The sequence below is a fragment of the Streptomyces sp. NPDC008139 genome (genome assembly GCF_042957025.1).
Classification (GTDB): domain Bacteria; phylum Actinomycetota; class Actinomycetes; order Streptomycetales; family Streptomycetaceae; genus Actinacidiphila.
Genome location: NZ_JBIBHM010000004.1, coordinates 341,406 through 362,667 on the forward strand (window position 1 = coordinate 341,406; position 21,262 = coordinate 362,667).

The window sequence follows — 21,262 nt, forward strand, 5'->3', positions numbered from 1 at the left end:
CGCGCACCCGCGTCGACGTCCCGACAAGGCCGCCGCGTAAAACCGGTGGCCTTGTCGGCCGTCGCCCGCCTAGGGTGCTGATCACGCCCATGGCCGGACGAGAAGGAGGCGAGAGCGATGACGTACATCACTGTGCCGCGCTCCCGCCCCTCCGCAGGGCGTCCGTAGATCCACGGGGAGATGGTCCCGGGAGCGCTCCGTCGAACTCCCGAAGGAATCGCTTCACCATGTCCGATCTGGTTTTCCGCCCGCTGGTCGCGGGCGAGTCCGCCCTGTTCAACTCCCTTGCCGAGACGGCATCCGGCACCCGTACCGGCACCGGCGACGCGTTCGTCGGCCGCGCCCTGCTCGGCCAGTCCTTCGCGACCCTCGACGCGGGCGGCGAGTACCGGCCCGAGTGGTCGTGGATCGCGCTGCGCGGCGCGAAGGTCGTCGCGCGGGCCGCGTGGTGGGCCAAGCCCGAGGACAGCGAGCCGCTGGCCCTGGACTGGTTCGACTTCGCCGAGGGCGAAGCCGAGGCGGCCACCGAACTGCTGCGCGCCGCGCCGCTGAACACCGAGTACAGCCTGCTGCTGCCGCCCGACTGGCGCGAGCGCCCCGACGTGACGGCGGCGGCGCGGAGCCGCGCGGCGGCCGTCGAGGCCGCGGGGCTCCGCGAGTTGGTCGAGCGGTACCGCTACGAGTGGACGGCGGACTGCCCGCTGCCGCCGCGCACCGGGCGTCTTGAGTACCGGCCCGAGCCGGACGACACCGCCTTCCGGGCCGTCATGGCCCGCATCATGGAGGGCACGCTCGACGCCCACGACCGCCGGATGATCGCCGAACAGGGCCTGGAGGCCGCCCTCGACGAGACCATCGGCTTCTTCGACTGGTTCCCCTCGCCCGCCGACTGGCGGCGGGTGGCGTACACCCCGGACGGCGAGGTGGCCGGGCTGCACGTGCCCGCGCGCAATCCGGGCGGCCCGTGCATCGGCTTCATCGCCGTGGTGCCCGAGCAGCGGGGCCGCGGTTACTCGTACGACCTGCTGGTCGAGTGCACTCACGACCTGGTCGACCGCGGCGCGGTCAAGGTCGCGGCGGCCACCGACCGGACGAATGTCCCGATGGCGCGGAATTTCGCGAAGGCGGGGTATCCGATCGTTCAGGAGCGGATCGACTTCGTCCCGGACGGAGTGTGATGTTCCACCGCTGATCCGCTCGCGGTGATGCGGGAGGCCGTTCCGTGGGCATGCATGTGCCCGGGGTCCGTGGCGCGGCCACGGCCCCGGGCACCCGCGAGGAACGGCCTCGGGGGCGCCCGTACAGAAGACCGCCGTACAGAAAACCGCTTTACCGAAAACTGCCGCGCGGAAGACGGCCGCGCGGAAGACCGAAGACGCTGAACGAACCGGATGACGAGACGGGAGCCGTGGGTGCTGTTCGAGGTGTGGGCGCCGGATGCCCAGCAGGTGGAGATCCTGATCGACGACCGCACACGGCACAGCCTCGGCCCCGACCCGGCGCGGGCCGGCTGGTGGCGCGCGGAGGTGTCCGCCGGGCAGGGCACGCGGTACGCGTATCTGCTCGACGGCGGTCCGCCGCTGCCCGATCCGCGCTCGCGCCGCCAGCCGGAGGGCCCGGACGGGGCGAGCGCCGTCGTCGACCACGACGCGTTCGCCTGGACGGTGCCGTGGCCGGGCCGCGCGCTGCCCGGCGCGGTGGTCTACGAACTGCACGTCGGCACGTTCACTCCCGAGGGCACCTTCGACGCGGCGATCGAGCGGCTGCCGCACCTGGCCCGGCTGGGCATCACGCATATCGAGCTGATGCCGGTGTGCCCGTTCCCCGGCACCAACGGCTGGGGGTACGAGGGGGTGTCGCTGTGGGCGGTGCACGAGCCGTACGGCGGCCCCGAGGGAATGAAGCGATTTGTCGACGCGGCGCACAAGCAGTGCCTGGGCGTCGTCCTCGACGTGGTCCACAACCACCTGGGCCCGTCGGGCAACCATCTGCCGCCGTTCGGCCCGTACTTCACCGACCGGCACCACACCCCCTGGGGCGACGCGGTCAATCTGGACGCGCCCGGCTCCGACGAGGTGCGGGACTTCCTGATCGGCAGCGCGCTGTCGTGGCTGCGCGACTACCGGCTCGACGGGCTGCGGCTCGACGCCGTCCACGCGCTGGTCGACACGCGCGCCCTGCACTTCCTCGAGGAGCTGTCGACGGCCGTGGACGGGCTGTCAGCCGCGCTCGGCCGCCCGCTGTTCCTGATCGCCGAGTCCGATCTGAACGACCCGCGGACGACGGCGCCGCGCCAGGCGGGCGGCCTCGGCCTGCACGCCCAGTGGAGCGACGACTTCCACCACGCCCTGCACGCCGCCGTCACCGGTGAGGCGCAGGGCTATTACGCGGATTTCGCCGCCGCCGGGCCCGCCGCGGTGGCCAAGACACTCACCGGGGGCTTCTTCCACGACGGCAGTTGGTCCTCCTTCCGCGGCCGGCACCACGGCCGCCCGCTGGACCGGGCCGCCGCGCCCGCCCACCGGCTGCTGGGCTACGCGCAGACACACGACCAGATCGGCAACCGCGCGACCGGCGACCGGCTCGCCCCTGACCAGCTCACCGTGGCCGCGGCCCTCGTCCTGACCTCGCCGTTCACCCCGATGCTCTTCATGGGCGAGGAGTGGGGCGCGGGCACGCCCTGGCAGTTCTTCACCGACCACGACGACCCCGAGCTGGGCGCGGCCATCACGCGCGGGCGGCGCCGCGAATTCGCCGACCACGGCTGGGCGGAGGAGGACGTGCCCGATCCGCAGGACCACGCGACCCGGGACCGCTCGTGCCTGGACTGGGCCGAGCCGGACAAGGCGGGGCACCGCGAGCTGCTGGAGTGGTACCGCGGGCTGATCGCGCTGCGCAGGTCGGAGCCCGCCCTGACCGATCCCCAGCTCGACACGGTCGCGGCGACCGCGGGCGGCCGGACGCTGCGGCTGGCCCGCGGCCCCTTCCGTACGGTCGTGAACTTCTCCGACGCGCCCGCGCGGGTGCCGCTGGACGTGCCGTGCGAGGTGGTGCTGGCCCGGCCGTCGTGCAAGGTGCTGCCGGGCCCGGACGCGGCCGTCCAGCTTCCGCCCCGCGGGGCCGCCGTGCTGCGCGCCCGCGCTACGGTGAACGGGTGACACAGACGACCCCGACGCCCGACGCGGAAGCCCTCGCGGACTGCGTGCTGTGCGGCGAGCCGACCGAGTATCCGGCGAGCACCCGCGGCGCGACGTACTGCCCGGTGTGCGAGTGGCAGGAGGCGCAGCGCACCGCGTGCTCCGGCTAGGACCGGGGCAAGCGGGTCGCTAGCTAGGACCGGGGCACGCGGGTCAGGTCTTGAGGAGCGCGACACGGCTCTCCTCGATGTCGAAGTCGGCCTTCGGATAGGCCGGGTCGATCAGTTCGAGGTGTTCGAGCAGCAGTTTGGCGACCGCCCAGTTCCGGTACCACTTGCGGTCGGACGGCACCACGTGCCAGGGCGCGGCGTCGGTCGAGCAGCGCTCCAGGGCCACCTCGTACGCCTTCTGGTACGCGGGCCACAGCGCGCGCTCGCTGATGTCACCGGGGTTGAACTTCCAGTGCTTGTCCGGGTTGTCGAGCCGCTTCAGCAGCCGCTCGCGCTGCTTGTCGTAGCTGATGTGCAGGAAGACCTTGACGACGGTGACGCCGTCGTCGGCGAGCGACTGCTCGAAGCGGTTGATGACGCTGTAGCGGCGGCTCCAGGTGGCGCGCGGCACGAGATCGCGCACACGGGCGATCAGCACGTCCTCGTAGTGCGAACGGTCGAAGACGCCCAGCTCGCCGGGGCGGGGCAGCGCGCGGCGGATGCGCCACAGGAAGGGGTGCTGGCGCTCCTCCTCGGTGGGCGCCTTGAACGCGGTGACGCGGATGCCCGACGGGTTCAGCCCGGAGGACACGTGCTTGACGGTGCCGCCCTTGCCCGAGGTGTCCATGCCCTGGAGCACCAGCAGCACGCAGTGCGGGGCGCCCGCGGTGCTCTGCGCCCACAGCCGCTCCTGGAGTTCGGCCAGCCGGGCGCGCAGCTCCGCGGTCGCGGCCAGGGCCGTCGCCTTGTCACGCGGGCCGCCGGGGGTCGCGGAGGTGTCGTACGCCCGCAGGTTGACCGGTCCGCCGCCGGGCGGAACGCGCAGCAGGGAGCGCAGGCCCGGGTCCTTCTGCGCCTTCTTGGCGGCGGCGTCGGCGTGCTTGCCGCCCCGGTCGTCCTCGTGCGCGTGATGGTCCACGTGCGCGTGCTCGGCGCCGTGCTTGCCCTTGCCCTTGCCGCCGCTCTTGGCCATGCACCGATCCTGCGCCGGATCAGCGGTCTCCGCCAGTGCCGGTCAGCTTCTCGGCGTCCCGTGCGAGCGCGGTGAGCCGGGAGACGGCGCGGAAGTACTTCTTGCGGTAGCCGCCCGCCAGCATGTCCTGGCCGAAGACGCGGTCGAAGGGCACGCCGGAGGCCAGCACGGGGATCTCGCGGTCGTAGAGCCGGTCGGCGAGCACCACCAGGCGCAGCGCGGTCGCCTGGTCGGTGACGGGTTCCACGCCGCGCAGGAAGACGGCGCCGACGCCGTCGCAGAGCGCGCCGTAGCGGCTGGGGTGGACGGTGGCCAGGTGCGCGGCCAGCGCGCCGAAGTCGTCGAGCGCGGCGCCGGGCGTGACGGCCGCGGCTGCGGTGACCTGCTCGTCGGTGTGCGGGGTCGGCGCCTCGGGCAGGCCGCGGTGCCGGTAGTCCTCGCCGTCGATCCGCAGGCTGGTGAAGCGGGCGGACAGTCCCTGGATCTCCCGCATGAAGTCGGCGGAGGCGAAGCGGCCCTCGCCGAGCTTGCCGGGCAGCGTGTTCGACGTCGCCGCCAGCCGTACGCCCGCGTCGGCGAGCTTGCCGAGGAGCGTGGACACCAGCACCGTGTCGCCCGGGTCGTCCAGTTCGAACTCGTCGATGCAGACCAGCCGGTGGCCGCTGAGCGCCGCGACCGCGTGCTGGAAGCCGAGGGCGCCGACCAGATTGGTCAGCTCCACGAACGTGCCGAACGCCTTGCGCTCGGCGGGCGCCGGGGTGGCGTGCCACAGCGACGCCAACAGGTGGGTCTTGCCGACGCCGTAACCGCCGTCGAGGTAGACCCCGCCGGGGCCGCCGGGCGCGGGCGCCTCCCGCCGGAACCACCGCTTGGGCGTCCGCGCGGCCGTCAGCGACGCCGCGAAACCGGCCAGGGCCCGTACGGCCGCGGCCTGGCTGGGCTGATTCGGGTCGGGCACGTAGGTCTCGAACCTGACGCTGTCGAACCGTGGCGGCGGCACCATCTCCGCCACCAACCGCTCCACCGGCACATGCGGCGTGCGCGCGCTGAGTGACACGGGCCCGCCATCGCCGCCTATCGCGGCACTCCCAGACGAAACGACAGAGGTCGACACAGCTCACCAGCGTAGTGCCTCCCGGTTCCGCCCCCACCGACATGTGTCCGACCCCACGCGTACGGGGGCGGCGGCCCGAGGGCGCCGACCGGCCCGTAGCGGCGCGGCGTGGGAGACTTCGGGGATGCGACGGCTCTATCCCGTAGCGGGAGCGAACGATTCGGCCGGGCTGGAGACACCGCTCGGTCTGGCGGACGCGTACGCGTACCCCGAACGGGGAGCGGGCCCGTACCTCCGGGCCAACATGGTGTCGTCGCTGGACGGCGCGGCCTGGTACGACGGCAGGTCGGCGCCGCTGTCGTCGGAGGCGGACATGCGGGTCTTCGGCGTGCTGCGCGCGCTGGCCGACGTGGTGCTGGTGGGTGCGGAAACGGTTCGCCTGGAGGGCTACCGGCCCGCGAGGGCCCGCGAGGTGTTCGCGGCGCGCAGGGCGGCGGACGGTCAGACCCCGGCCGCCGCCGTCGCGGTGATCAGCCGCGGCCTCGATCTGGATTTCACGACACCGCTGTTCACCGCGCCGGTCACCCCCACCCTGGTGCTGACCGGCGCGTCGCCGCCCGCCGACCGCGTCGCCGCCGCCCGCGCGGCGGGCGCCCATGTGGTCGTCGCGGGCGACGGCGAAGGCGTCGACCCGGTCCGCGCGGTGCGCGAGTTGGCCGCGCTGGGCCACACGCGGCTGCTCCACGAGGGCGGCCCGCGAGTCCTCGCGCAGTTCGCCGCGGCCGGCACGCTGGACGAACTGTGCCTGACCGTCGCCCCGGTGCTCGGGGGCGGCGACGCGCCCCGGATCATGCACGGCCCCGACGTGCCGGGCCCGGCCCGCCTCGTCCCGCGCTCCGTCCTGGAGGAGGACGGCTTCCTGTTCACCCGTTACGTCCGGGCCTGACCGCCCGCCCATCCCACCGACACATTTCATGCCACCCACCTGACCAGCGGCGCGCCGCACGATGGAACCGCACCCGAAAAAAGCGGATTCCCTCGTTCCGTTTCGCTCCGCGCGGGAACACTTACCCGAGTGCCCCGCGAAGATCGGGGCAGGATTGTTCCAACGCCGGCCCGGTGGCCCCGACGAAGCACGAGAAAGAAGGACGCGTCCGTGTTCACGACCGTACTCATGATCGAGAAGCCGCTCGCACCGGCCGACGTGGAGCTCGTCACCTCTCTCCACGGCGACGAGCAGGTCTCCTTCGTCGTGCTCATGCAGCCACGCGGCGACCAGGACCGGCTGTTGCGGGCCGTGGACGACGTGGCGCTCGGCTATCTGGATGACGCCGCGCACGAGGACCGCGAACCGGAGGGCGACGACGCCACCCCGGTCGCGGAGCGGGCCCTGGCGCACTCCCTGGAGGCGCTGCGCGCCTCCGGCGCGGAGGCGGTGGGCCGGATCGTCGACAAGCACCCGCTCGACCTGCTGCGCACGGTCGTCGAGGAGACCAACGCCGACGAGGTCATCGTGCTCACCGCGCCGCACTTCGTGGAGGAGTTCTTCCACCGCGACTGGACGTCGCGGGCGCGGCACAAGGTGGGGGTGCCGGTGCTGAAGCTCTTCGCCGAGCACGATTAGGCGCAGCGCACGATGAGGCGCCGAGCACGATGAGGCGGCGCCGCGCCGCCCGGCGGCTCGGGCGTCGTGTGTCCCGGGCACCCCTTGCAGAAACGTCTCGCCGGGCGGGGGTGCCACGGGCGCGCGGTCAACGCCGACGAGAGGTGCCACGAGCGCGCGGTCAGCGCCGGCGGGAGGTGCCACGGGCGCGCGGGCAGAGTCGTCCGCCCGCCCGGAGGTGCGAGAATCAGGACCCGGTCAATAAACGAACCACGCACATCTCCGGGAGACCTCCGTATGAGCCCGTCCGTTCCCCCCGCCATGGACCGACCGCACTTCATCGGCATCGGCGGCGCCGGAATGTCGGGGATCGCGAAGATCCTCGCGCAGCGCGGGGCGCGGGTGGCGGGCAGTGACTCACGTGAGTCGGAGACGGCGGGCGCCCTGCGCGCGCTCGGCGTGACCGTGCACATCGGCCACGACGCGGCGCACCTGGCGCAGGACGCCACCTCGGTGGTCGTCTCCAGCGCGATCCGCCCGGAGAATCCGGAGCTGGCGGCGGCCCGCGAGCGCGGCGTCCCCGTCGTGCACCGCAGCGACGCGCTGGCCGCGCTGATGGAGGGCACCCGGCCGATCGCGGTCGCGGGCACCCACGGCAAGACCACCACCACCTCGATGCTGGCGGTCGCGCTGACGGCGCTCGGCAGCGAGCCGTCGTACGCGATCGGCGGCGACCTGGACGCGCCCGGCTCGAACGCGCACCACGGCGGCGGCGAGATCTTCGTCGCGGAGGCCGACGAGAGCGACCGCAGCTTCCACACGTACGCGCCCGAGGTCGCGATCATCCTCAACGTGGAGCTCGACCACCACGCCAACTACGCCTCGATGGACGAGATCTACGACTCCTTCGAGACCTTCGTCGGCAAGATCCGCCCCGGCGGCACGCTGGTGATCTCCGCCGACCAGCCGGGCGCCGTCGAGCTGACGAAGCGGGTACGGGACATCGGCGGTCTGACCATCGTGACGGTCGGCGAGGCCGAGACCGCCGACGTACGCATCACGAAGATCAACCCGCGCGGGCTGACCAGCGAGGTCACCGTCGTCATCGACGGCCGCCCGCTGACCTTCACCGTCTCGGTGCCAGGCCGCCACTACGCGCACAACGCCGTCGCCGCGCTCGCCGCGGGCACCGCGATCGGCGCCCCGACCCGGAATCTGGCCTCGGCCCTCGCGAAGTACACCGGCGTCAAGCGGCGCCTCCAGCTCAAGGGCGAGGCGGGGGGCGTCCAGGTCATCGACTCCTACGCCCACCACCCGACCGAGATGGCCGCCGACCTGGAGGCGATCCGCGGCGCCGCCGGGGACGCCCGCGTCCTGGTCGTCTTCCAGCCGCACCTCTTCAGCCGCACCCGCGAGCTGGCCACCGAGATGGGCGCCGCCCTCGCCCTCGCCGACGCCTCCGTCGTCCTCGACATCTACCCCGCCCGCGAGGACCCGATCCCCGGCGTGACCAGCGCACTCATCATCGACGCGGCCCGCGCGGCGGGTGCCGACGTGACCGCCGAACACGACAAGCAGGCGGTACCGGACGTGGTCGCAGGAATGGCGAAGCCGGGTGATCTCGTTCTCACCATGGGCGCGGGCGACGTGACCGACCTCGGTCCCCTGATTCTCGCCCGCCTCGGCAGCTGAGGAGACCTCCATGTCCTACGAAGTCAGCAAGTCCGACGAGCAGTGGCGCGCCGAGTTGTCGCCGGAGGAGTACGCGGTCCTGCGCAAAGCCGGCACTGAGCGGCCCTTCGTCGGCGAGTACACCGACACGAAGACGACCGGCGTCTACGCCTGCCGTGCCTGCGGCGCCGAGCTCTTCCGCTCCGACACCAAATTCGAGTCCCACTGCGGCTGGCCCTCCTTCTACGACCCCGCCGACACCGACGCCGTCGAACTCATCGAGGACCGCACCCTCGGGATGACCCGCGTCGAGGTCCGCTGCGCCCGCTGCGGCTCCCACCTGGGCCACGTCTTCGAAGGCGAGGGCTACGGCACACCGACCGACCAGCGCTACTGCATCAACTCCATCTCCCTGACCTTGACCCCCACGGAGTAACCCCTCCGGGGGTGCCGTGCGCCTCCGGCGGGGGGGGGCAGGCTTTCAGCGGCGCGGGGACTGCGCTGCGCGACAAGCCCCCACGGCGGGACGGGCCCCGAAGGGGCGCAGCCCACAGCAAGACGCCCCCTTGGCCGCCCGTCCCGCAGGGGCACCGGCTCCACCCGCGGGGTGCCCGTGCCCGCCGTCCAGGGCGAGGAGCCACGGCCTGGTCAAGGCCACAGCCTCGACGGCTCAGAGCCCGGGGGGCACCCCCCTCACGGCCTCACCTCGTGTCGCCGAGGCGGGAGACAAAACGGCAGGAGAGCCCGGCGGCAGCCGCGGCAAGGACGGCCGCGACGGCAAGAGGCAGCAGCGGATAGCGCACGGCACCGGTGCGCGACCCGGTGACCAGCCCCGCGACAGCGGCATTGGCCGGCGAGCCCGAGGCCACCAGAAGCGCCCCGGCGGCGAGCACCGTACACAGCACGGACCAGCCGCCGCCGCGTACCAGCGGAGGGTTGGTCACCGCGCCCACGGCGCACCCGGCGAGTACGGAGACGGCCGCCGCGAGCAGTCCGGCCACGGCGGCGGGCCCGACCGCCACCGACGTGCGGAAATCGTCCGAGTGCGCGCCGCTGACCGCGACCACGACGCCCGTCCCGACGGTTCCCACCAGCGCGGAAGCACCCAACGCCGTTCCCAGAGAGCCGACTTGGGCCCGCCCGGCGCCCACCGCCGAGGCCACGCACGCCCGCGCCGCGCCCGGCTCGTTCGTCACGCAGACCCGTACCATCCAGGCCGCGAAGGGCAGCAGCAGCGCCGCCTCGTATCCCAGGGAGCCGAGCAGCGGCTCGCCCCCGGCCACCCCGATGGCCATCACCGCGCCGTAGAAGAGCAGCGGCGGCAGCCAGCGGTGCGAGCGCAGCAGAAGATCCGCCTGGTAGCGCAGGAGCGCGCCGACGACCGCCCGCCGGGGCCTCGGCACGACGACATCGGCGGGCGCCACCGGTTCCGGCGTGGCCGCCGTCGCTTCCGTACGCACCGACGCCACATGCCACGGCGGATCGGCGTCCAGCAGCGCCCGCAGCGCCGCGTCCGACTCCTCCTGGGGCACCGCGATCCGCACCGCCCCGGCGCCGTTCCGGCTCAATTCCCCTGGGACGGACGGCACTTCCCCGGCCCCCGTGGCCTCGATGTGGACGACCGGCTTGCGGTAGCCGGGCCCGGACGCCCACGGCTGCGGCGCCCGCCGTACCGTCGTCACTTCCTCCGGTGTGACACGCAGCACGAGCGTCGGAGCGTCGGCCAGGCGCCGCGGGTCGTGGTCCACGAAGACGACGGTGGCTCCGGCGGCGGCGCGCTCGCGCGAGGCGGTGTCGAGGAGGGTGCGGGACTCGTGGTCGAGGCCGGTCCAGGCTTCGTCCAGAACGAGGAGTTCGGGGTCGGCGAGGAGGGCCTGGACGACGGCGACCTTCTGGCAGGTGCCTTTGGAGAGTTCGTCGAGCGGGGTGCGGGCGTAGCCGGTGATGCCGAAGCGGTCGAGCCAGTGCCGGGCGCGGTCGCGGGCCTGGTCGCGGGGCAGGCCGCGTACGGCGCCGAGGTGGGTGAGGTAGCGCAGGACGGGGAAGGGCAGTGCGGCCGGGAAACGTTCCGGCACGTACGCGGTGGCGGTGGCCGGTCGCCCGCTGATCCGGCCCGCGCTGGGCCGGTCCACGCCCGCGAGCAGCCGCAGCAACGTGGTCTTGCCGGTGCCGTTGGCGCCCTCGATCCGGACGAGCCCGCCGCGCGGCAGGTCGAGGGTGACATCGCGCAGCACCCAGGGACCGCCGAGGCCGTACCGGCGTCCGACGCCGTCCAGCCGGATGCCGGGGATGTCCGGGACCTGCGAAGTCCCCTGGCCCTCTTCACGGGTGGTGTCGCGCACGTCCGCCATCCTCGCCCACGGCCGCCGGGCCGTCGAGGACGGGTGGCAGACTGGGGCGGTGACCAGCCCCTTCCAGCACCAGGCCGCCGACCGCGACGCGGCACCCCAGTTCGTCCTCCCACTCGTCGTCCGTATCGAGCGCGACGCGCCCCCGGCCCGTACCGACGCCCTGGAGACGGCGGCGCGCGCCGTCCTCACCCTGCTCTGCGACGAGCGCGCGACGGCCGACGACGGCGAGTGGGCGCAGGCCGTACGGGACTGGCAGGACGCCAGGATCCGCAAGGTCGTACGGCGGGCGCGCGGAGCGGAGTGGCGGCGGGCGGCGGCCCTGCCGGGCATCACGGTGACGGGATCGGGATCGGGGTCCGCGTCGGGGTCGGACACGGAAGCGGGTACGGCCGATGTGCCGCCCGCCGAAGTGCGGGTCTACCCGCCCGTGCCGCTCGACGGCTGGCCGAAGGAACTGGCCAAACTCCAGGTCTCCGGCACGGAGTTGGACGACCCGGAGCCGCCGTCACCGCTCGAACCCGGCGACCCGCGCCCCGTGCTGTGGATGAATCCCGACGTCACCATGTCGGCCGGGAAGGCCATGGCCCAGGCCGGACACGGCGCCCAACTCGCCTGGTGGGAGCTGTCGGACGCCGACCGCGACGCCTGGCGCGCCGCCGGTTTCCCCCTGGCCGTCCGCACCCCCTCCCCCGCCCTGTGGACCCGCCTGAGCGCCTCCTCCCTCCCCGTCGTCCGCGACGCGGGCTTCACCGAGGTCGCCCCGGGCTCCGCCACCGTCGTCGCCGACCACCCGTCCCTGCGCGCGCATCCCGCCCCCGGCACGCCCTGACCAGGCCCTTGTGCCTGTCCGCAAAGTCTCGTCTGGCTTGCGGCGCCTGGCACGCACTCCCCCAGACTCCGTCCGGGGGTGCCCCCACCGCCATTGCCGATCGCACGCACCAGACACCGCCGGCCCCGCCCTCCGGGCGGTGGGGCACCCCCGGACGGAGTCTGGGGGAGCGACTTCGCGGACACGCCCTAACCCGCCCGCGGAGTTATCCACAGGCCGAGAACGCGGTGTCGGCGGAGTCCGGTACAAATCTCTCATGTGGATTCTTCTGCTGCTCGTCGCGTGTGCCGCGGCGACCGCCGCCGGCGCGCGCCTGTGCCTGGCCGGGGTCGCCGCAGCCGGTGGAGCGCCCGGAGAACGGCGGGCCACGGACGGCGTCGAACTCGGGCTGTACGAAACGGCGTTCCTGGCCGGAGGCCCGCGGCGGGTGACCGACACGGCGCTGGTCGCGCTGGCCGGTGAGCGGCGGGTGCTGCTCGCCCACACCGGCTGGGTCACGGTCATCGCGCCGGAGGAAGGCGGCGGCCTCGACGGCCTGCACGAGGTGCAGCGCTCACTGCTCGCGTCGGCCGGCCCCGACGGCCAGGCTCCGCTGGCCGCGATACGTACGGCGCACGCCGGGACGGAGGCCGTACGCGCACTCGGCGAACGGCTGGTGGCCGCCGGGCTCGGGGTTCCCGCGGCGGCACGCGAACGGCTCGCGGCGGGCGTGCGGCAGGTGCGCGGCGCCACCGGGCTGACCTTGGCGATGGCGGTGGCGACCGTCGCGCTGAACGGGTCGGTCCGTGCGCCGGACGGGACGCCCGCGCTGCTCTGGTACGTGCTGCCGCTGCTGCTGACGGGGGCTTGCTGGGCGGTGGCGCGCGTCGAGGTCTATCCGTACACGCGGTGGGCGGCCCCGGCCGGGCAGGAGGCGCTCCGGGCGATACCCCGGGACGCGCCGCCGCTGTCGGCCCTGGCCGCCCGTGGGCCGCGCACGCTGCGCGACCCCGCGATACGGGCGCTGCTGCGTCAGGCCAGGCCCGCGACCAGGTCGGCGATCTCGCGGCGCCGACCGGTGTAGAAGGGGACTTCCTCGCGGACGTGCAGGCGGGCCTCGGAGGCGCGCAGGTGCCGCATGAGGTCGACGATCCGGTACAGCTCGTCGGCCTCGAAGGCCAGGATCCACTCGTAGTCGCCGAGCGAGAAGGACGCGACGGTGTTCGCCCGCACGTCGGGGTAGCCACGGGCCATCTTGCCGTGGTCGGCGAGCATCCGGCGGCGGTCCTCGTCCGGCAGCAGGTACCAGTCGTAGGAGCGCACGAAGGGATAGACGCTGACCCACTCGCGCGGCGTCTCATCGGCGAGGAAGGCCGGAACATGCGACTTGTTGAACTCCGCCGGGCGGTGCAGCGCCATGTTGGACCACACCGGCTCCACCGCGCGCCCCAGCTTGGTGCGGCGGAAGAGGTTGTACGCCTCCTGCAACTCCTCGGCCGTCTCGGCGTGCCACCAGATCATCAGATCGGCGTCGGCCCGCAGCCCCGAGACGTCATAGGTCCCGCGGATCGTGATGTCCTTCGCGGCGAGCTGCGCGAACAGCTCCTCGACCTCGTCCGCGAACCCGCTGCGGTCCTCGGGCAGGGTGTCGCGCAGTCGGAACACCGACCAGAGCGTGTAGCGAATGACCTCGTTGAGGTCCTTGGCCTTCTTCCCCGCGTTGGGGGCCTTCGCCGACGTGGCGTCGGCGGAATCGGAAGCGCGGTCGGCAGTCGAGTCGGTCATACCCCCCATTCTCCCGCGCCCCCCGATGCTCCCGGCACCAGGGTCCCCCACGACGCCCTGCGGGCCGCCCGGCGCGGAGCCGTTCAGCCCCGCGGCAGCAGCTCGGCCGCGGCGCGGTGGGCTCCGGCGATGCAGGCGGGGATGCCGACGCCGTCGTACGCGGCGCCGCAGGCGGCAAGGGCGGGGAGCTTGGTGAGGTGTTCGCGGACGCGGGCGACGCGGGCGAGGTGGCCGACCGGGTACTGGGGCAGACCCGCGGTCCAGCGGGTGACGCGGGCGGCGATCGGGGCGGCGCGCAGGCCCACGGCGGCCTCCAGGTCGTCGCGGGAGAGGCGGACGAGGTCGGTGTCGTCCCAGGCGAGGTCCGCCTCGTCGCCGTGGCGGCCGATGGAGGTGCGCAGGACGACGGTGTCGCCGCCCGCCTCGCCGAGCCAGCCCCATTTGCGGCTGGAAAAGGTGGACGCCTTGATGGTGCGGCCGTCGACCGGCGGGACGAGGAAGCCGCTGCTGTTGGGCAGCCGTGTCATCTCACGGCGGCGGAAGGCCATGGTGACCAGCGCCATGCCCGCGTATTCGACGGTGTCCAGTTCGGCCGCGGCGGCGGGCGACTCGGCGGCGAGCAGCCGGGCCGCGGTGGGCGCGGGCACGGCGAGCACCACGGCATCGGCCTCCAGCGCGCGGCCGTCGAGGCCGACCTGCCAGCCGTGCGGCGTGCGCCGCAGTTCGCGTACGGGCGCGTCCGTCTCGATGGTGACGCCCGCGGCGCGGCACGCCTCGGCGACCGCGAGCGGCAGCCGTCCGACACCGCCGCGGATGCCGTTGAAGACCGGTCCCGCCCCGCCCGCCCTGGCTGCGGCCCGGCGCTGGATGTCGCGGGCCGCCTCGATCAGGGAGCGCCCGGTGCGCATGGCCTCGAAGAGCTGCGGCACCGCGGCGCGCAGCGAGATCTCGTAGGCGTTGCCCGCGTAGACGCCGCCGAGCAGCGGTTCGACGAGCCGGTCCACGACCTCGTGGCCGAGCCGGGCGGCGACGAAGGTGCCGACCGCGACATCGTCGCCGATTTCGGTGCGGGGCAGTACGTGGTCCAGCGGGAGCCTGGCGAGACCGGCGGCGGACAGCACACCGGACGAGGCGAGCGGCCCGAGGTCGCCGGGCACGCCCATCACGTGTCCCTTGGGCATGGGCCGCAGCTTGCCGCGCGTCCACAGCGCGGCGCCGAGCACCGCGGGCGGCTCCAGGTCGTCGCCGAGCCCGACCTCGCGGGCCAGGGCGATCGCCTCGGGGCGGCGGGCCAGCATCGACTCGGCGCCGAGGTCGACCGGCACCCCGGCGATCTCGTCGGCGTACAGCTTGCCGCCGAGCCGCGACGACGCCTCCAGCAGCGTGACGCGGACGCCCGCGCCCGCCAGCCGGTGCGCCGCGGCGAGTCCGGAGATTCCGCCGCCGATGACGATCGCGTGTTCAGGAGCGCCCGTGCCGTTGTGCGTCTGGCTCATGCGTCCACTGTCTCAGACTCCGTTCCGAGTTCCGAACGTGATCCCATCGCTACCGGGGGACCGCAACCCGCTGCGGACCGTCTACGTCCAACTGTCACTACAGGTCACTAGGCGGGCCTCACGAGGCTTGCACCTGGGGGGAATTGACGTGAGGACACACAGACCCGGAGCGCCGCGCACCGGGCGCGCACACCACGCCGGCCGGCGCGGACGGCGGCGGCCGGCCGCCGTCCCGGCCGCGCTGCTGCTGGCCGCCTCGCTCGCGGTCGCCGGGTGCAGCAGCGAAAGCGGCGGCGCTTCCGACAAGGCCGCCGCCCCGGCGGCCCGCGGCCAGGACGACAGCGGCAGCGGCAGCGGCAGCGACTCGATGAAGAACGGCGACAGCGGTACGGACGCCGGGAACGCGCCTTCCGGTACGCCCGGTTCCGCGTCGGACAAGGCCGCCACCACCGGCAACAGCGCCAAACCGTCCGCGCCCAGCTACCTCGTCCGTACGGCCCACCTGACCGTCCGCACCCCGAAGGTCGGCGACGCGCTCGACAAGGCCCGCGCGATGGTCGCCGACGCGGGCGGTTACGGGGGCACCGAGGACACCTCGGTCGACGCCGGGGGCCACGAGCAGTCGACAATCCAGCTCCGGGTGCCGCCCGCGGCGTACGACGGTCTGCTGACCCGGCTGGCCGGGCTCGGCACGCTGATGGAGCGCAAGGTCGGCGTCGAGGACGTCACCGGCCAGGTGGTCGACGTGCAGAGCCGGATCAAGTCGCAGCAGGCCAGTGTGGCGCGGGTGCGCAAGCTGATGGACCAGGCGGGCTCGCTCAGCGACGTGGTGTCGCTGGAGCGCGAACTGAGCACCCGCGAGGCCGACTTGGAGTCCCTCCAGGCGCAGCAGGCGGCGCTGCGGGAGCGGACGGATCTGGCCACGGTGACGCTGCGGCTGGTCGAGCCGCCGGTGAAGCACGTCGCCGCGAAGCCGAAGCCCGAGGACGGTTTCTGGACGCAGGTCGGCCACGCGCTGGGCGGCGGCTGGCACGCCTTCTACGTGACGATCCGCGGTGTGCTGGTCGTCCTGTCGGCCGTGCTGCCGTTCCTGGTGGTCGCGCTGGCCGGCTTCATCGGCTACCGGCTGGTGCGCCGCCGCTGGCCCCGGCAGGAGCCGCCGACGATGGCGCCGCGTCCGTGGAGCCCGTCCTCGTACCCCCCGGTCCACCCGCAGCGCACGCCGTCCACGGCCCCGGCGGGTACGGACGCGCCGGAGCGCGAGGAGGAGCCGCCGACGGACTGAGCCGTCACACCTCGGTCGAGGTGTGCACGAAGTCGACGAGACGGGTGAGAGCGTCCGGGTCGGTGCTGGGCAGGACACCGTGGCCGAGGTTGAACACATGGCCGGTGGCCGGGGCCGCGTCCAGCACCTCCCGGGCCTTCGCCTCGACGGCCGCCGTCGGGGCGAAGAGCACCGACGGGTCGAGGTTGCCCTGGAGCGCCTTGCCGGGACCGACCCGACGGCCCGCCTCGTCCAGCGGCACCCGCCAGTCGACGCCGACGACGTCCGCGCCCGCCTCGCCCATCAGACCGAGCAGTTCGCCGGTGCCGACGCCGAAGTGGATCCGCGGGACGCCGTAGTCCTCGACCGCGTCGAAGACCTTCACGGACGCGGGCATCGCGTAGCGCCGGTAGTCGACGGGAGCGAGCGCCCCCACCCACGAGTCGAAGACCTGGACGGCGCTCGCTCCCGCCTCGATCTGCACCTTCAGGAAGCCCACGGTGATGTCGGCGAGCAGGTCCAGCAGGTCACGCCACAGCTCGGGGTCGCCGTACATCAGCGCCTTGGTCCGCTCGTGGTTGCGCGACGGGCCGCCCTCCACGAGGTAGCTGGCCAGGGTGAAGGGCGCGCCCGCGAATCCGATCAGTGGCGTCTCGCCGAGTTCGGCCGTCAGCAGGCCGATCGCCTCGGTGACGTAACCGACGTCCTCGGGCTCCAGCGCCCGCAGCCGCTTCAGGTCCTCCCGCGTACGGATCGGGTCCGCCACCACCGGGCCCACGCCGGGCTTGATGTCGAGGTCGATCCCGATCGCCTTGAGCGGCACCACGATGTCGCTGAAGTAGACCGCCGCGTCGACCTTGTGCCGCCGCACCGGCTGCATCGTGATCTCGGCGATGAGGTCGGGCCGCGTGCACGAGTCCAGCATCGCGACGCCCTCGCGAATCTTCAGGTACTCGGGCAGCGAACGCCCGGCCTGCCGCATGAACCACACCGGCGTATGCGGCACGGGCTCGCGCCGACAGGCGCGGATGAACGGGGAAGCAGCGGTCTGCTGGTGCGCACTCACGCCGAGAATCCTCCCACGTCTCCCCCACCACCCCCGCCAAGGGGGCTGCGCCCCCAGGGCACGTCTGCGCGCCGGGGCCCGCCGCCAGGGTGCGGCTGCACGAGGGGCTGCACCCCTACGGCACCGCTGCGCAGGTGGGGTCCGCCGCCAGGGTGCGGCTGCACGAGGGGCTGCACCCCTACGGCACCGCTGCGCAGGTGGGGTCCGCCGCCAGGGTGCGACTGCGCGAGGGGCTGCGCCCCTACGGCACCGCTGCGCAGGTGGGTTCGCCGGTAGCCAGCGAGCCAAAGGCGGCGCCGGTGTCGAAAGCGACGATGAGCAGGGAGCGAGGAACGAGCGACCGTCGAAGTGGGGGCACCCCCGGACGAAGTCTGGGGGAGACCGTCGACACCGGATCCAAGCCGCCGGAGGCGAGAGGGCGGCAAAAAAAGGGGATCGCGGTGAGCATAGGAAAGACGGCTCCCACGCACGGTTCGCCGTGACGCTGAGCTGACGCAAGACGGCGCTCCGGACGTTCACCCCCCACGGCCACCCCAGCGGCGAACGCCGCCGCGCAGCCGCGGGGTTGGGGCGCGCGGCGGGCGCAAGGGTGCTCCTCGCGGGGAGCGGGAAGGCGCCCCGAGGGGCAATAAGGGTGTTGTTCCGAGCCCGGAGGGCATCGGCGGCTTAGTCTTCCGGGCATGGCAGCGGTTCACGGGCACCTCGGCGACGGCAGTGACGACGCCCCCCTCCCCTTTCGGCGCTTGGTGGACACCCTGCGCTCGGTGCGGGTGAGGCCGGAGGTCAGGATCGAGGAGACGGCCGCGCCGAAGCGGCTGGCGTCGTACGCGTACGCGCTGGAGGCGACGGTGCTGGCGGACGGCGAGGAGCTGGCCGACGGGCGGTTGGTGCTGCTGCACGAGCCGGACGGGCATGAGGCGTGGCACGGCGCGTTCCGCCTGGTGACGTTGGTGCGGGCCGAGTTGGAGCCGGAGATGGCGGGGGATCCGCTGTTGCCCGAGGTGAGCTGGTCCTGGCTGACCGGGGCGCTGGCGGCGCGGGGGGCGGCGTACAACGACCCGAGCGGTACGGTCTCGCGGGCGTCGTCGCACTACTTCGGCGCGCTGGCGGACCGGGTGGATGACACGCAGATCGAGATCCGGGCGTCGTGGACGCCGAGGGAGCGGGCGGGGGGCGCGCCCGAGGTGGCGGCGCACCTGGCGGCATGGTGCGACCTGCTGTGCGCGTGCGCGGGTCTGCCCCCGTCGGAGGGCCCGGAGCCGTTGGTGCGCGGGGGCAGCGGCGTGGTGCCGATGCCGAAGCGCCGTACCTGAGTCCGTCAGACCGCTTCCGTAAGTCGGCGCACCGCCCCGGCCTGCGGTGACGTCACGCGCCCCCAATGGCGCGCCCCCGCGCACTCCCCGGCGTATCGCGCAGCGCACTCCCTTCTCGCATGTTCGATTTCTCGTCCGAATTGCCGGAAATGATCCTCAATAAATCGTGATCTTTCCCTAAAGGCCGGAGCAATTGCTGCCGAAGGAGATTGTGACCGTTTCAGTCCCCTTTGCCACAGGAGGCCCGGTGTCCGTTCTTCTCGAGCAGCCCACGAGCCTGGTCGCCTACCGCCCCAGCAAGCCGACGGCCATGGTCGTCGTAGCCGACCCCCGCGTCCGTTCCACTGTCACCCGACACCTGTGGGCTCTCGGGGTTCGCGACGTGATCGAGGCCTCGTCCATCGCCGAGGCCCGTCCCCGGGTCGGTAACCCCCGCGACATCTGCGTCGCCGATGTCCATCTCCCCGATGGCTCCGGCCTCACCCTGCTCGCCGAGACCCGCGCGGCAGGCTGGCCCAACGGCCTCGCACTCTCCGCCGCCGACGACATCGGCGCCGTGCGCAACGCGCTTGCCGGGGGGGTGAAGGGCTATGTCGTGACCGGCACCCGCAACAGCCCCGGCGGTCTCGCCACCCGGCCGGGACTGGCGCCGCTGGGCGCCACCGCGGCCCGTATGCAGCGCCGCCCGCCGGGCGCCCCCGGCCACCCCAGCGGCTACCGCGAGCTGTCCGGCCGCGAGGTCGAGGTGCTGCGGCTGGTCGCGGAAGGCCAGTCGAACAAGGCGATCGGCGTCTCCATGGGCCTTTCGGCGCTGACCGTCAAGAGCCACCTCGCCCGGATCGCCAGGAAGCTGGGCACCGGGGACCGCGCCGGCATGGTCGCGGTGGCCCTGCGCACCGGAATCATCCACTGAGGCTCCGGCCGTGAGCGACCCCCGGCGGAACGTTCCGCCGGGGGTCGTTTCGTATACGCGCGCCCGTATCCGCGCGTACGCCCGCCGTATACGCGAGCGCGTCGGCCGTCGTGGCGGTGCCGCGGCCCCGCCGCTCACGGACCCGGCGGCGACGTACGGTACGCCCTGTCCGTTGGATCTCCACCTGACACGCCGTACCCGGCTACCCTTAACAAGTGACCGACGCCAGAGAGACCGCAACCCAAGCAGGCCCGGCGCCGGTCCCGCTGCTGGACCCGCGCGAGGGAATCCCGCCGGTGACCGCCAGCCCGGAGGCTCTCGCAGATGTCGTCGCGGCTTTCGCCGCGGGTTCCGGTCCGGTCGCCGTCGATGCCGAGCGCGCCTCCGGCTACCGCTACGGGCAGCGGGCCTATCTGGTCCAGTTGCGCCGCGCCGGAGCAGGGACCGCGCTGATCGACCCCACGGGATGTCCCGACCTGTCCACCCTGGGCGACGCCCTGACCGGCACCGAGTGGGTGCTGCACGCCGCCACCCAGGATCTGCCGTGCCTGTCCGAGATCGGCATGCACCCCACCTCGCTGTTCGACACCGAACTGGCCGGGCGGCTGGCCGGGTTCGCCCGGGTCGGCCTCGGCGCGATGGTGGAGAACGTGCTGGGCTTCGCACTGGAGAAGGGCCACTCGGCGGTGGACTGGTCCACCCGCCCGCTGCCCGACCCGTGGCTGCGGTACGCCGCGCTCGACGTCGAGCTGCTGGTGGATCTGCGCGACGCACTGGAGGAGGAGCTGCGCACCCAGGGGAAGCTGGAGTGGGCGCTCCAGGAATTCGCGGCCATCGCCGCCGCCCCGCCGGCCGCGCCGCGCGTCGACCCCTGGCGCAGGACCTCGGGCATGCACAAGGTGCGGCGGCGTCGGCAGATCGCCGTCGTGCGCGAGCTGTGGCTGGCGCGCGACCGTACCGCCCGTGAGCGGGACGTCTCCCCCGGCCGGGTGCTCAGCGACGCCGCGATCGTGACGGCGGCGCTGGAGAGCCCGCCGAACGCGCACGCGCTGGCCGCCCTGCCCGGTTTCGGGCACCGGATGGGCCGCCGCCAGCTCGACCAGTGGCAGTCCGCGATCGACCGGGCGCGCGCGCTGCCCGAGCGGGAGCTGCCGCAGCCCGCCGCCGCGTACACCGGCCCCCCGCCGCCGCGCGCCTGGGCGGACAAGGACCCGGTCGCCGCCGCCCGGCTCTCCGCGGCGCGCGCCGCGGTGAGCGCGCTGGCCGAGGAGCTGAATCTCCCCCAGGAGAATCTCATCACCCCGGACACGGTGCGACGGCTGTGCTGGGCGCCTCCGGCGAACGCGAGCGAGGAGGTCGTGGCCGCCCAGCTCGCGGACATGGGCGCCCGCCCCTGGCAGGTCGAGCTGACCACCCCGCTGCTGACAGTCGCGCTGACCGCCCGCCCGGCGGACCCGCCCCCGGGCGAATAGCCCGCCGGGGGCGGTGGTCCGCCGCCGGCGGTCCGCAGTCGCGGTTCCCCGTCCGTGGTTCTGCGTCGGTGGTCCGCGGTCAGCGGTTCCGCGTCGAACGGCCGACCGGCCCGCGACGCTCCCTCAGGGTCTCCCGCCACAGAGGTA

At 73.6% G+C, this 21,262-nt stretch carries 19 protein-coding genes; 13 read left to right on the forward strand and 6 right to left on the reverse strand.

Annotated elements, in window-relative coordinates:
• The first annotated feature begins 227 nt into the window (after positions 1-227).
• From ACFZBB_RS10420 to ACFZBB_RS10430, 3 genes are all read left to right on the forward strand, one after another.
• The gene (locus ACFZBB_RS10420; RefSeq protein ID WP_391119839.1) at positions 228-1,178 is read left to right on the forward strand and encodes a GNAT family N-acetyltransferase; all 951 of its coding nucleotides are present in this window, start codon (positions 228-230) and stop codon (positions 1,176-1,178) included.
• Positions 1,179-1,391: 213 nt separating this feature from the next.
• Positions 1,392-3,158, forward strand: a complete 1,767-nt coding sequence (gene treZ, locus ACFZBB_RS10425) for a malto-oligosyltrehalose trehalohydrolase (protein WP_391119841.1) — start codon at positions 1,392-1,394, stop codon at positions 3,156-3,158.
• Entirely contained in the window at positions 3,155-3,307 is a 153-nt protein-coding gene (locus ACFZBB_RS10430) for a hypothetical protein (RefSeq protein WP_223186409.1), read from the forward strand. Before treZ ends, ACFZBB_RS10430 begins: the two co-directional genes overlap by 4 nt.
• A 43-nt stretch (positions 3,308-3,350) precedes the next feature.
• On the opposite strand, the gene ACFZBB_RS10435 is transcribed toward ACFZBB_RS10430, so the two are convergent.
• Both ACFZBB_RS10435 and zapE read right to left on the reverse strand, forming a co-directional pair.
• The gene (locus ACFZBB_RS10435) at positions 3,351-4,319 is read right to left on the reverse strand and encodes a PPK2 family polyphosphate kinase (RefSeq protein ID WP_391119843.1); all 969 of its coding nucleotides are present in this window, start codon (positions 4,317-4,319) and stop codon (positions 3,351-3,353) included.
• A 19-nt stretch (positions 4,320-4,338) separates the two neighbouring features.
• Positions 4,339-5,376 (reverse strand): cell division protein ZapE, encoded by a 1,038-nt coding sequence (gene zapE, locus ACFZBB_RS10440; protein ID WP_391119846.1) that lies wholly within the window; start codon positions 5,374-5,376, stop codon positions 4,339-4,341.
• A gap of 181 nt (positions 5,377-5,557) precedes the next feature.
• On the opposite strand from zapE, the gene ACFZBB_RS10445 reads away from it, so the two are divergent.
• The 4 genes from ACFZBB_RS10445 (at position 5,558) to msrB (ending at position 9,083) form a co-directional block, all read left to right on the forward strand.
• Positions 5,558-6,319, forward strand: coding sequence for a dihydrofolate reductase family protein (locus tag ACFZBB_RS10445; protein WP_391119848.1), 762 nt, complete (start codon positions 5,558-5,560; stop codon positions 6,317-6,319).
• Positions 6,320-6,529: 210 nt separating this feature from the next.
• Positions 6,530-6,997, forward strand: coding sequence for an indole-3-glycerol phosphate synthase (locus ACFZBB_RS10450; protein ID WP_355338685.1), 468 nt, complete (start codon positions 6,530-6,532; stop codon positions 6,995-6,997).
• Between the two features lie 276 nt (positions 6,998-7,273).
• Entirely contained in the window at positions 7,274-8,668 is a 1,395-nt protein-coding gene (gene murC, locus ACFZBB_RS10455; RefSeq protein WP_391119850.1) for a UDP-N-acetylmuramate--L-alanine ligase, read from the forward strand.
• Positions 8,669-8,678: 10 nt separating this feature from the next.
• Complete coding sequence (msrB, locus tag ACFZBB_RS10460) at positions 8,679-9,083, forward strand: peptide-methionine (R)-S-oxide reductase MsrB (RefSeq protein WP_355338679.1); 405 nt, start codon at positions 8,679-8,681, stop codon at positions 9,081-9,083.
• A gap of 265 nt (positions 9,084-9,348) precedes the next feature.
• Here msrB and ACFZBB_RS10465 read toward each other — a convergent pair whose 3' ends face one another.
• The gene (locus ACFZBB_RS10465; RefSeq protein ID WP_391119852.1) at positions 9,349-10,989 is read right to left on the reverse strand and encodes an ATP-binding cassette domain-containing protein; all 1,641 of its coding nucleotides are present in this window, start codon (positions 10,987-10,989) and stop codon (positions 9,349-9,351) included.
• 58 nt (positions 10,990-11,047) lie between these two features.
• Between ACFZBB_RS10465 and ACFZBB_RS10470 the strand changes: the two genes are divergently transcribed.
• Together ACFZBB_RS10470 and ACFZBB_RS10475 are read left to right on the forward strand one after the other, a co-directional pair.
• On the forward strand, positions 11,048-11,827 hold the full coding sequence (locus tag ACFZBB_RS10470; RefSeq protein WP_391119854.1) for a peptidyl-tRNA hydrolase: 780 nt from the start codon (positions 11,048-11,050) through the stop codon (positions 11,825-11,827).
• Positions 11,828-12,083: 256 nt separating this feature from the next.
• The gene (locus ACFZBB_RS10475; protein WP_391119856.1) at positions 12,084-12,890 is read left to right on the forward strand and encodes a TIGR04222 domain-containing membrane protein; all 807 of its coding nucleotides are present in this window, start codon (positions 12,084-12,086) and stop codon (positions 12,888-12,890) included.
• Here the strand turns inward: ACFZBB_RS10475 and hemQ are convergent.
• Both hemQ and hemG read right to left on the reverse strand, forming a co-directional pair.
• Positions 12,839-13,591: a hydrogen peroxide-dependent heme synthase gene (gene hemQ / locus ACFZBB_RS10480; protein ID WP_391119858.1), complete on the reverse strand. Its 753-nt coding sequence runs from the start codon at positions 13,589-13,591 to the stop codon at positions 12,839-12,841. The genes ACFZBB_RS10475 and hemQ overlap by 52 nt on opposite strands.
• An 83-nt stretch (positions 13,592-13,674) precedes the next feature.
• Entirely contained in the window at positions 13,675-15,087 is a 1,413-nt protein-coding gene (hemG, locus tag ACFZBB_RS10485; protein WP_391119860.1) for a protoporphyrinogen oxidase, read from the reverse strand.
• A 148-nt stretch (positions 15,088-15,235) separates the two neighbouring features.
• On the opposite strand from hemG, the gene ACFZBB_RS10490 reads away from it, so the two are divergent.
• Positions 15,236-16,372 (forward strand): DUF4349 domain-containing protein, encoded by a 1,137-nt coding sequence (locus tag ACFZBB_RS10490; protein ID WP_391119862.1) that lies wholly within the window; start codon positions 15,236-15,238, stop codon positions 16,370-16,372.
• A 4-nt stretch (positions 16,373-16,376) separates the two neighbouring features.
• Here ACFZBB_RS10490 and hemE read toward each other — a convergent pair whose 3' ends face one another.
• A complete protein-coding gene (gene hemE, locus ACFZBB_RS10495) occupies positions 16,377-17,417 on the reverse strand; it encodes a uroporphyrinogen decarboxylase (protein ID WP_391048758.1) in 1,041 nt (346 codons plus the stop codon).
• Positions 17,418-18,097: 680 nt separating this feature from the next.
• Here hemE and ACFZBB_RS10500 point away from each other — a divergent pair.
• From ACFZBB_RS10500 to ACFZBB_RS10510, 3 genes are all read left to right on the forward strand, one after another.
• A complete protein-coding gene (locus ACFZBB_RS10500; protein ID WP_391119864.1) occupies positions 18,098-18,730 on the forward strand; it encodes a DUF3000 family protein in 633 nt (210 codons plus the stop codon).
• 247 nt (positions 18,731-18,977) lie between these two features.
• Positions 18,978-19,643: a LuxR C-terminal-related transcriptional regulator gene (locus tag ACFZBB_RS10505; protein ID WP_188280408.1), complete on the forward strand. Its 666-nt coding sequence runs from the start codon at positions 18,978-18,980 to the stop codon at positions 19,641-19,643.
• A 215-nt stretch (positions 19,644-19,858) separates the two neighbouring features.
• A complete protein-coding gene (locus ACFZBB_RS10510; protein WP_355338660.1) occupies positions 19,859-21,115 on the forward strand; it encodes a ribonuclease D in 1,257 nt (418 codons plus the stop codon).
• Positions 21,116-21,262 lie beyond the last annotated feature (147 nt).

Excerpts from the sequence above, each read along its gene's own strand:
- ACFZBB_RS10420 (WP_391119839.1), top strand. The coding sequence starts at position 228 with ATGTCCGATCTGGTTTTCCGCCCGCTGGTCGCGGGCGAGTCCGCCCTG.
- treZ (WP_391119841.1), top strand. The coding sequence starts at position 1,392 with ATGACGAGACGGGAGCCGTGGGTGCTGTTCGAGGTGTGGGCGCCGGAT.
- ACFZBB_RS10435 (WP_391119843.1), bottom strand. The coding sequence starts at position 4,319 with ATGGCCAAGAGCGGCGGCAAGGGCAAGGGCAAGCACGGCGCCGAGCAC.
- ACFZBB_RS10445 (WP_391119848.1), top strand. The coding sequence starts at position 5,558 with ATGCGACGGCTCTATCCCGTAGCGGGAGCGAACGATTCGGCCGGGCTG.
- murC (WP_391119850.1), top strand. The coding sequence starts at position 7,274 with ATGAGCCCGTCCGTTCCCCCCGCCATGGACCGACCGCACTTCATCGGC.
- msrB (WP_355338679.1), top strand. The coding sequence starts at position 8,679 with ATGTCCTACGAAGTCAGCAAGTCCGACGAGCAGTGGCGCGCCGAGTTG.
- ACFZBB_RS10475 (WP_391119856.1), top strand. The coding sequence starts at position 12,084 with ATGTGGATTCTTCTGCTGCTCGTCGCGTGTGCCGCGGCGACCGCCGCC.
- hemQ (WP_391119858.1), bottom strand. The coding sequence starts at position 13,591 with ATGACCGACTCGACTGCCGACCGCGCTTCCGATTCCGCCGACGCCACG.
- hemG (WP_391119860.1), bottom strand. The coding sequence starts at position 15,087 with ATGAGCCAGACGCACAACGGCACGGGCGCTCCTGAACACGCGATCGTC.
- ACFZBB_RS10500 (WP_391119864.1), top strand. The coding sequence starts at position 18,098 with ATGGCAGCGGTTCACGGGCACCTCGGCGACGGCAGTGACGACGCCCCC.